Origin of the sequence: Roseburia sp. 1XD42-69 (assembly GCF_003612565.1) — a bacterium.
Lineage (GTDB): Bacteria > Bacillota > Clostridia > Lachnospirales > Lachnospiraceae > Roseburia_B.
The window spans coordinates 141,967-151,631 of sequence record NZ_RAZG01000004.1 but is presented as its reverse complement, the minus strand read 5'-3'; the positions used below and the strand labels follow the sequence as shown (position 1 = coordinate 151,631).

The following is a 9,665-nucleotide window of genomic DNA, read 5'->3' as shown; positions in this document are numbered from 1 at the left end:
AAATACTCTTACATATCTAATTCTTATCAGGAAAGTCTAAAGTTCATAGACACAAGATTTTTTACAGCCTCAATGACCGACTTGGACTGGCCGATGTGATAATCCGCATTTGTCATAATTTTCTGATAGTTGCTAAAGGTAGGCTCCTTGGGAAGCCCCATAATATCTGCGTTAAATACCCGCTTTGTCTTTAAGGATGAGTAGAACATCCATACCAGAGGAAAGATACAGGAAATGGAAAAACCCAAGAATACCTGTCTTTACTTTTTCCCCGGTGGTTCTGCCCCCTGTAATTTTTTCCATCTGTGCCATATTACTCTACCCCCTTATCCCGCATAAGCCAATTCATAAGTTTCTGGCTTCCGCCGATTACAATCAGGCTGACAATAAAAATACCTACGGAGATTGCGCTGCCGTATCCCATGTTCATCTGGGCAAAAGAAATTTTATAACCGTACATGGCCATAACCATGGAGGATGTTCCCGGCCCTCCCTCCGTCATGGTGTATATATGGTCGAAGGCTTTCATGTTACCTGCCACACACAGGGTAACGCAGACCAAAAGGGTATTTTTAATCAAAGGCAGTACGATGTAAATCGCCCTCTGGAAAGCATTTGCCCCGTCCAACTCCGCAACCTCGAAAATCTCTGCGTCCACGGAGGAGATAGCGGATAAAAGGATTACCATATAATAGCCGATAAACTGCCAGATTAAGGGAATTGCCACAAGAACCATAACAAGAACGGCTCGTTTAACCAGACCTTAACCTTATCCTCATGTCCTGTCACAGTGAGAAGCCAGTTTAAAACACCCCTCTTGTAATCGTATATCATCATCCAGATAAATCCGATACATACCGCTGATATGGTGCTGGGGAAAAATCCGAAGGTCCTGTGAATGCCTTTTAATTTTACTAACCTTGAGTTTACAATTAAAACAAACACGAAAGCTATGCCCACCTGCCCCACAATACAGGCAAGCACAAGATAGATATTGTGGCTGAAAGCCTCCCAGAATGTTCCGTCTTTTATCAGGTCTATGTAATTTGCAAGGCCGATAAATGTTTTCTTAGGCCCTCCCTTCCACTCAAAAAGACTGTAAAACACAGCAGTCAACAGGGGAACAAACACAGAAAACACATACCAGATAACGGGGATACACAAAAATAAGGCAATGACCCGCCCCTTAGGCTTAATGGATCTAAGCATATAACCCAACCTCCTTTATCAATTCAATTTTTAAGGTCCCGCCCCGCAAGGGACGAGACCTCCAATGCTTATCAATTCAAAACCTTTTAATAATTTGATTCGTATGCTGCCTGGGTATCCTTTGCCACAGTCTCCGGGTCCTCTGCCACTTTGGAGTTGATTGCCATACCATATCCCAAACCAATATTCTGTACGTTGGTATCACCCTTTGCGCCTTCGATAGAGGGGAATGTGGCAAATCCGATGTTGTTGTATTTTTCCTCATCAGATTCCAACAGTGTTGCCATTATGTAAGAAACATCCCAGTTGCCGCCGATAAATGCTGCCGCTTCCCCGGAAATATAGTACTCACGGGCATCCTCATTGGAAATTGCATTGAAATCTGCGTTAAATACGCCGGATTTGAAAGCGTCCTGGGTAAATTTCAGGGCGTCTACGAATTCCTGGTCTGTAAATTTTGCGCCGCCTTTGTCGATAATGGACTGGAACCAGTCTTTTCCTGTAAACATGTCACCGATGGTTGACATAAAACAGGAATTTCCCTGCCATTTTCCGCTGTTGCCAAAAGCGATGGTATCCACGCCGTCACCGGAGAATTTGTCTTTTGCTGCCAGAACTTCATCCCATGTAGCCGGGAAAGAATCATACCCTGCGTCTTTCCACATCTGTTTGTCGTAGACAACTACGGTACAGCTTCCGCCTGTCAGTACGGGAAGTCCGTAAATCTTTCCGTCACCGTCTTTAAAAGGTGTAAAGTAATCCTGTTTGTAATCTGCTGCATAAGGGGAATTGTTTACAACATCTGTCAAATCCATTACAAGCCCCTGCTCTGCCCATGCCTTTGTGTTCATACCCTGAAGCAGAAACACATCGGGCAGGTCGTCTGCCGCCGCCAATGTGGCAATCTGAGTTTTGTACTCGTCATTTGCAAGTACATTTTCAGAAAGGTTTACATTGGGATTGGCCTCTTTCCACTCTGCAAGCATGGTACGGAATCCGTCGGATCCGCCGTTTCCTTCTGACTCCTCGGAAGTGGAGTAGTGCATAATGCTCAGCTCCCCTGAATAACTTACCCCGCCGGAAGCCGCTGCGTCGCTTCCCTGGGAAGCTTCTGTGGAATCTGCTGCCTCATCTGCTACATCACTGGGGTCTCTTCCTTTGCAGGCTCATTTGCAGGTGCATCTGTGTTTGCGTCTCCTCCATTGCCGCACCCTGCCAACATGGATGCTGTCATTGCTGCACATAATAATGTACTGATAAGTTTCTTTTTCATATTTTTTCCTCCTGTTATGAAAATTTTAAGTGTTGGATGTTTCCACATCCAGGAAATCTTCCACTGACTGACCCGGTATCAGATTTCCCTCTATAACCACTCTTTGAACAAGAGTCGTTTTCGGTTTTTCAATGGCCTTTACAAGATGCCTGGCGGCTTCTCTTCCGATTTTATCTGCATTCTGGCTTACCGTGGTAAGCTTTGGGTGAAGCAGCCTGGAAATAAGATTACCGTCGTACCCCGCAATGGATATGTCCCCTCCTATCCTAAGCCCTGCCTCAACAATGGCGTTTCTCCCTCCGATGGAGGAGGAATCGTCAGGATAGATAATACAGGTAGGGGCATCCTTAAGCTTTAGAAGTTCCCTGGTAAGCTGCGCCGCAGGCTTTGTCTCCAAATACTTTGCCTCCCTGACATAACTTTCCGGTATGTCAAGTTCCAGGGAATCTGTGGTTCTGTAAAAACTGGTAAGACGTTCCTTGGTCACATAGGAAAAAAGTTCTCCATGGATATAAGCTATCTTTCTGTGTCCCTTTTGATATATGTAATTGACCAGTTCCTGCATTCCTTTTACGTTATCCGAACTTACGGAAGTACAATTCTGATGCAGGTAATCAATGGTCACCATGGGAATATCGCTGTTTAACAGCTCCTGGACTTCCGCATCCCGAAAATCTGCACACACCACAGCCACCCCGTCAAAATTCCGGTACCTGCAGTGTTCATAATAGGACATCTGCCTGTTTTCTGAACTTAAAAAACTGATATCATATCCCACGCTCTCCGCCTGAACCTTAAATCCATTCAGCACCGCAGCAAAGTATTCATGGGTGAGACCCCTGCCGGCTGCATCCTGAAAGAGAACCCCCAGGTTATAAGACCGTTTTGTCTTTAAGGCCCGGGCTGCCGAATTTGGAAAGTATCCCAGCTTCGCCGCTGCATCCTTCACTTTCACCTTGGTGTCTTCCCCGATATCTTTTTGATTATTTAACGCTTTGCTCACGGTAGCCGTGGACACCCCACAAACTTTCGCAATATCCTTTAAAGATACCATAGGCCTTCTCCTTGCTGTCTAAAACAAATTTCTTAATCGTTTTCGTAGTTCAACTATACAGCCTTTGACAAAAAAATGCAACACCTTTTTATTTATTCGTGAATATATACATGGATATTTGTATTTTTTTATACAATTTGCACATAACTTAATCTTGCGCATTGTTTTGTATTATTGTTTTTAATTTCCCCTTGCAATTTTTACCTTTTTCTATTATACTCAAAACCAGAAAACACAATAGCTTAAACGTTTTCGTTATTGTTTAGGTTACATTAAAATATTATATAAATCAGGAGGTCTCATATGAAATTCGGATATTTTGAAGACAAAAACAAAGAATATGTAATTACATCCCCCAAAACACCTCTGCCCTGGATAAACTACCTGGGATGCGAGGACTTTTTCTCCCTTATTTCCAACACAGGAGGAGGGTACAGCTTCTATAAAGATGCCAAGCTTCTGCGCCTCACCAGATACCGCTACAATAACATTCCTCTGGATTCCAACGGACATTACTACTATATTAACGAAAACGGGAAGGTGTGGAATCCTGGCTGGATGCCCACTAAGGCAGAGCTTGACAGCTATGAGTGCCGCCACGGGTTAGGATACTCCGTTTTTACCGGGGTGAAAAATGAACTTAAGGCAGAGATGACGGCTTTTGTCCCCATAGGCTCCTCCTGCGAGGTGAATAAGGTCACTTTAACCAATGAAAGTAATACAGAGAAATCTTTTTCCCTTTTCTCTTATGTAGAGTTCTGTCTCTGGAACGCTATGGACGATATGACCAATTTCCAGAGGAACTTTAACACCGGTGAGGTGGAAATCCATGGCTCCCAAATCTACCACAAGACAGAGTACAGGGAGCGGAGAAACCACTATGCCGTATACTCCGTAAACGCCCCTGTGGACGGATTCGATACGGACAGGGACACTTTCCTTGGGGCTTACGGGGAGAATTCCGCACCGAAAGCCGTAATGGAAAACGCCGCCGGAAATTCCCTTGCCAGCGGATGGTCTCCCATTGGCTCCCATCAGATTAAGCTAACCTTAACTCCAGGGGAATCCAAGACCTTCGTGTTTGTACTTGGATATGTGGAAAACCCTGAGGATGAGAAGTTTACCGCTTTAGATGAGATTAACCTTGCCCCGGTAAAAGCCCTTCTGGAAAAATTTGACACGGCGGAGAAAGCGGATGCGGCCCTTCTTGATTTAAAGAATTACTGGAATGACCTTCTGTCCCACTTTACCGTATCTTCCAGCGAGGAAAAATTAGACCGCATGGTAAATGTGTGGCACCAGTACCAGTGTATGGTTACCTTTAACATGTCCCGCTCCGCCTCCTACTATGAGTCCGGCATCGGAAGGGGCATGGGATTCCGGGATTCCTGCCAGGATCTTTTAGGCTTCGTCCACTTAATCCCTGACAGGGCAAGACAGAGGATTTTGGATATTGCCTCCACCCAGTTTGCCGACGGAAGCGCATACCACCAGTACCAGCCACTGACCAAGAAGGGCAATTCCGATATCGGAAGCGGCTTTAACGACGACCCTCTGTGGCTCATAGCCGGAACTGCCGCCTACATAAAAGAAACCGGGGATTACAGTATTTTAGATGAGATAACTCCCTTTGACAACGATATGGACACCGCCGTTCCCTTTATGGAGCATTTAAGGCGTTCCTTCCACTATACCATAGAGCATTTAGGCCCCCACAAACTCCCCTTAATCGGCAGGGCTGACTGGAACGACTGCCTGAACTTAAACTGCTTTTCCAAGGAACCAGGAGAATCCTTCCAGACCTTCGGCCCCTCGGAAGGCCCTGTGGCAGAGTCCGTGTTCATTGCGGGAATGTTTGTAAAATACGGAAAAGACTATGTGGAAATCTGTAAAAAGAGAGAACTTTTGGAGGAAGCCGCCTTAGCGGAAAAAGCCATTGCAGATATGTGCCTTGCCGTGGAAAAAGACGGCTGGGACGGAGAATGGTTCCTGCGGGCTTACGATGCCTACGAACAAAAAATCGGCTCCAAAGAATGTGAGGAGGGCCAAATTTTCATAGAGCCCCAGGGATTCTGCGTTATGGCGGAAATCGGCAAAGAGAAAGGGCTTTGCCAAAAATCCATGGAGTCCGTGGAAAAACTTTTAGACACCAAATACGGCATTGTGCTCTTACAGCCCCCTTACCGCAGATACCATGTGGAGCTTGGGGAAATTTCCTCCTACCCCCCGGGATATAAAGAAAACGCCGGTATTTTCTGCCATAACAACCCCTGGATTTCCATTGCGGAGACCGTTATCGGCAGAGGGGACAGAGCATGGCAGGTGTATACCAGGACATGCCCGGCCTACATCGAGGATATCAGCGAAATCCACCGCACAGAGCCTTATGTGTATTCCCAGATGATTGCGGGAAAAGACGCAAAGAACCACGGGGAGGCCAAGAATAGCTGGCTCACAGGGACGGCGGCATGGACGTTTTTAAATGTGTCCCAGTTTATCCTGGGCATCCGGCCGGATTATGACGGCCTTGGGATAGACCCCTGTATCCCCTCCTCCTTAGAGGGCTTTACTGCAAAGAGGGATTTCAGAGGAGTTACCTATGAAATTACGGTAAAAAATCCAAACCATGTGGAAAAAGGTGTGAAAAGTCTTACGGTAGACGGCGTTTCCCTTGAGGGAAATGTGATTCCTTATGATGAGAATATGGTTGGAAAAACAGTGAAAGTGGAAGCTGTGATGAATTAATTTTGCAGATGCACTTTCCATTTACATAAAAAACAGGAAGGAAATCTGCCCCTCAGGCAGGAGGATTTTCCTTCCTGTTTTTGTCTCTGCTCTATTCTGCACAATGTCCATTTTTATGCTATTTCTTTTTCCACTTTGCGTAAAGAGTCTTCTTTCCAACACTTCCCTTTTTTATGGTGGTTACTTTATTTTTATAATTCTTGTCCGTATACCATCCCTTAAATACATAATTTTTCCTGGTTGGATTTTTCAGCTTTACACTTTTTCCGTTGTAATAGCATGTGGGGTTCTTTTTATTATTTTTCCCGCCGCATAGCTTATAATTAATAGAATATTTGGAGTTGTCACAGATGCCGTCTCCATTGGCATCTATATGCCTGCCTCCGTTTCTGTGCCCACAGCTGGCGCCTGCCCCGCATACAATAGTTCCCCTGTTGTCACAGACTCCGTCACCGTCGGCATCCACATAATTGCTTCCCTGACAATTTCCGCCCTGGTTATGGCCTCCGTGGCCGCTGTGTCCCCCATGGCCGTGGGCAAACACGGTGGCTGTACTCAGTGACAGAATCAAGACAAATGTTATAATTGCTGTTACTTTTTTCATGCTCTTTTCCTCCATCCGTTTTTTTCTTTCATATATAATACGATTGAAAACAGGAAATCTATTCAAAAATAACAAAATTTTCCTCTTATTCAGAAAAATAGGCATCCACACCGTCGGCAATTCCCGCCGCCAGTTTATCCTGGTAGGAGGAATCCGCCATATTGGCGTCTTCCGCAGGGTTTGTCATATACCCCATCTCCACAATGGTGACAGGCACCTGGCACCAATTAATGCCGCTCATGGTATCCGTCTCCCACACATGTTCTCTGTTTGCCCCGGTAGCGCTTACCATGGCGTCTAAAACCTTGTCCGACAGCTTCCGTGACTGGCTGTAGATATTGCTGCAGTAAGGGTTGTTTTGCGTGGGGCAGATGGTCATAATGCCGTTTGCACTGCTGTTCTCGGATCCATTAGCGTGAATCCGAAGGAAAACTTCCGCATTGCTGCTGTTAGCCACGTCCGCCCGCTCCCGGTTACTGATATTTACATCATTGCTCTCCCTCACCATAATCACGCTGTATCCCCTGGCAATTAAAATGTCCCGGAGTTTTTTAGATACCTGAAGGGTCAGTTCATATTCCGCCAGGCCCGTGGTGCTTCCCCTGGTGCCTGAGGCCACTTTTGCCTTGGTCTCAGAAGCCCCCGGCCCTATAGGCTCCGGCTCGCTGTTTCCCTTCGCCTGGTGCCCTGGGTCGATGCACACAATATGAGACCCCTCGGGAAGCGTTTTTGTTTCCCCGTCGCTTCCCTCCTGAGAATCGGGCTCTTCTTCAATGCCCCTTTCTTCTGTCTCAAGGACTGTCCGGGTTTCGGTTTCTGTCTCTGTTACCGCCTCCTGGGTATCCTCCACAGAAATTTCCGTCTGCTCTTCTGTGGATTCTTTTCCCCCTTTTTCTAAAGACTCCTGAATGATCTCTCTCTCTAAAATTGTCTGCCCCTGCTCTTTCTTTCCCCCGGTGCCTATGGTTTTGCAGCCGGAGAGGGACAGACAGAAAATCAGCGTCAGGGCTGTGAAAAAGAAATACTTCTTTTGTTTCATATTCCCGCCCCCTAACAGCTTTTCATCTTTTTAATCAGGGTCATTAACTTAGAAGCATAGTTAGGGTCTGTGGCCCAGTTCCCGTTACCCAGATTCTGCACATAGGGGGTGGAGCCCCTTCTGTGGGTGAGGTACTGGAACCTTGGGTCTACACATTTTTGGTTTAAGCTGTCTTTTGATGCATAGCCTTTTAAGTGCTGCACCTGGGCTCGCAGTCCCGTTCTCACATCTTTAAAAGTGGCTCCTGCCGCCCCGTCGTCTGTGGCGCCCAAACCGCTGAAGTTACACTGGCCTGCGCTCACCTGGCCCCCGAAACTTAAATATCCTGTCTCCAGGCACACCTGGGCAAAAATCACTTCCGCCCTCACCCCTTCTCTCTCAGACTCATCCAAAAGAATCTCACAGAACTTTTTAATATTTTTGGCTCCTTTGTCTTTGTAGATGGAAGGGTACTTCTTTCCCGACATATTATAAAATTTTACCATCTGATCTACAGTTACCGTGGATTTTCCCATAATGGCATAATTTAGAGTAGCCTTCTTATACTCTGACTTGTCTCCTTTTCCCGCCGCAATGATACCGTCACTGCTGGAATACGCCTGAACCTTATAATAATAATTTTTTCCGCCAGTCACCTTTTTGTCCGTGTAGGACTGGGTATCCTTTCCGTTGGACTTTACCGTTGCAATGTGCTTGTAAGAGCCCTTTGAGGAAGTGGCACGGTATATTTTATATTTCGTTGCCCCCGTAACTTTTTTCCACTTTATTTTTACAGCATCCTCCAAAGTGGAGTTTGCGGAAGAAATCTTTACCCTGCTTAACGCCCTGTTGGACACCGGGTTGGAATAGCCGCTGGTAATTTTTTTCCCGTTTAACTTTCCCACGGTAACCACTTTATAATAGTATTTCTTTCCTGTTTTTACGGACTTGTCCGTATATTTATCCGCATTTCTTTTCAGTGACGCTATCTTTTTATACCCGCTGTCTTTTTTTGTGCTGCGGTAAATTTCATATCCCTCTGCATTGCTCACTTTTTTCCACACAAGCTGCATGGAGCCGGAATTTAAGGAAGAAATTTCCGTAATCTCTGTTTTTGCCACAGTCTTTACTTTTATGGGAGCAGAAAAACTTCCCTTGCCCGCCACTCCGTTATTTGACACCGTGGGGAGAATTTTATAATAATAGGTTCTTCCCGGGACAATAGTATTGTCCGTGTATACTGTATTTTCTCTCCCTTTCACTGTCCCGGCAAGAGTATAACCTTCCTCCTTTTTGCTGCTGCGGTAAATTTCATACCCGTTTGCCCCCTTGGAAGTGTTCCAGTACAATTTTACCTTTGTTGGGCTTTTCACACTGATTTTTGTAACTGCCACAGCCTCCGGCGTCTTCGCCTTCACTGTCCTTACGGCATGTTCCATATCCTGTTTTGTCCCTGCCTCCACAGGCACAATCCGATAGTAATAACTTTTTCCGGCTTTTACGCTCTTATCCAGATAAACCGTTTCCCCTGTGGTGCCCAGCTTGGAATATCCTCCTTCCAGGCTGTTGCTTCTGTACACTTTATACTGAAAAGCTCCCTCTGTCACACTCCAGCTCAGTTCCATTCTGCTGCTGGAGATAGCCGTTGCACGGATACCCGTCTCTCCTGCCTGCACCGTCACGCCCTTTCCCGGCACAAGCATCAGCAAACAAAAAAATGCCACCAAAAGTTTCTGAATTATTTTTCTCATATGTCTCCTCT

11 protein-coding genes are annotated in these 9,665 nt (G+C 45.9%); 1 reads left to right on the top strand and 10 read right to left on the bottom strand.

Going from position 1 to position 9,665, the window contains the following annotated elements; all coding sequences use genetic code 11:
* Positions 1-26: 26 nt before the first annotated feature.
* The 7 genes from D7Y06_RS27600 to D7Y06_RS03600 all read right to left on the bottom strand — a co-directional run bounded on the left by D7Y06_RS27600 (position 27) and on the right by D7Y06_RS03600 (position 3,536).
* Entirely contained in the window at positions 27-161 is a 135-nt protein-coding gene (locus D7Y06_RS27600; protein ID WP_256387207.1) for a hypothetical protein, read from the bottom strand.
* A 10-nt stretch (positions 162-171) separates the two neighbouring features.
* Positions 172-312 carry a hypothetical protein gene (locus D7Y06_RS27855; protein ID WP_330566355.1) on the bottom strand — a complete coding sequence of 47 codons (141 nt, stop codon included), beginning with the start codon at positions 310-312 and terminating at the stop codon, positions 172-174.
* Between the two features lies 1 nt (position 313).
* Positions 314-736 (bottom strand): carbohydrate ABC transporter permease, encoded by a 423-nt coding sequence (locus tag D7Y06_RS26850; RefSeq protein ID WP_243119055.1) that lies wholly within the window; start codon positions 734-736, stop codon positions 314-316.
* The gene (locus tag D7Y06_RS26845; protein WP_243119054.1) at positions 712-1,209 is read right to left on the bottom strand and encodes a carbohydrate ABC transporter permease; all 498 of its coding nucleotides are present in this window, start codon (positions 1,207-1,209) and stop codon (positions 712-714) included. Before D7Y06_RS26845 ends, D7Y06_RS26850 begins: the two co-directional genes overlap by 25 nt.
* Positions 1,210-1,295: 86 nt before the next feature.
* The gene (locus tag D7Y06_RS03605; RefSeq protein ID WP_199714616.1) at positions 1,296-2,255 is read right to left on the bottom strand and encodes an extracellular solute-binding protein; all 960 of its coding nucleotides are present in this window, start codon (positions 2,253-2,255) and stop codon (positions 1,296-1,298) included.
* Positions 2,256-2,344: 89 nt separating this feature from the next.
* Positions 2,345-2,482: a hypothetical protein gene (locus D7Y06_RS25820; protein ID WP_158591211.1), complete on the bottom strand. Its 138-nt coding sequence runs from the start codon at positions 2,480-2,482 to the stop codon at positions 2,345-2,347.
* A 25-nt stretch (positions 2,483-2,507) separates the two neighbouring features.
* Positions 2,508-3,536: a LacI family DNA-binding transcriptional regulator gene (locus D7Y06_RS03600; protein ID WP_120406465.1), complete on the bottom strand. Its 1,029-nt coding sequence runs from the start codon at positions 3,534-3,536 to the stop codon at positions 2,508-2,510.
* Between the two features lie 303 nt (positions 3,537-3,839).
* Between D7Y06_RS03600 and D7Y06_RS03595 the strand changes: the two genes are divergently transcribed.
* Positions 3,840-6,281: a GH36-type glycosyl hydrolase domain-containing protein gene (locus tag D7Y06_RS03595; protein WP_120406464.1), complete on the top strand. Its 2,442-nt coding sequence runs from the start codon at positions 3,840-3,842 to the stop codon at positions 6,279-6,281.
* A 118-nt stretch (positions 6,282-6,399) separates the two neighbouring features.
* On the opposite strand, the gene D7Y06_RS26840 is transcribed toward D7Y06_RS03595, so the two are convergent.
* The 3 genes from D7Y06_RS26840 to D7Y06_RS03580 all read right to left on the bottom strand — a co-directional run bounded on the left by D7Y06_RS26840 (position 6,400) and on the right by D7Y06_RS03580 (position 9,654).
* A complete protein-coding gene (locus D7Y06_RS26840) occupies positions 6,400-6,885 on the bottom strand; it encodes an InlB B-repeat-containing protein (RefSeq protein ID WP_243119053.1) in 486 nt (161 codons plus the stop codon).
* 85 nt (positions 6,886-6,970) lie between these two features.
* Positions 6,971-7,924: an N-acetylmuramoyl-L-alanine amidase gene (locus D7Y06_RS03585; protein WP_120406463.1), complete on the bottom strand. Its 954-nt coding sequence runs from the start codon at positions 7,922-7,924 to the stop codon at positions 6,971-6,973.
* Between the two features lie 11 nt (positions 7,925-7,935).
* Positions 7,936-9,654, bottom strand: a complete 1,719-nt coding sequence (locus tag D7Y06_RS03580; protein WP_120406462.1) for a glucosaminidase domain-containing protein — start codon at positions 9,652-9,654, stop codon at positions 7,936-7,938.
* Positions 9,655-9,665: the final 11 nt, after the last annotated feature.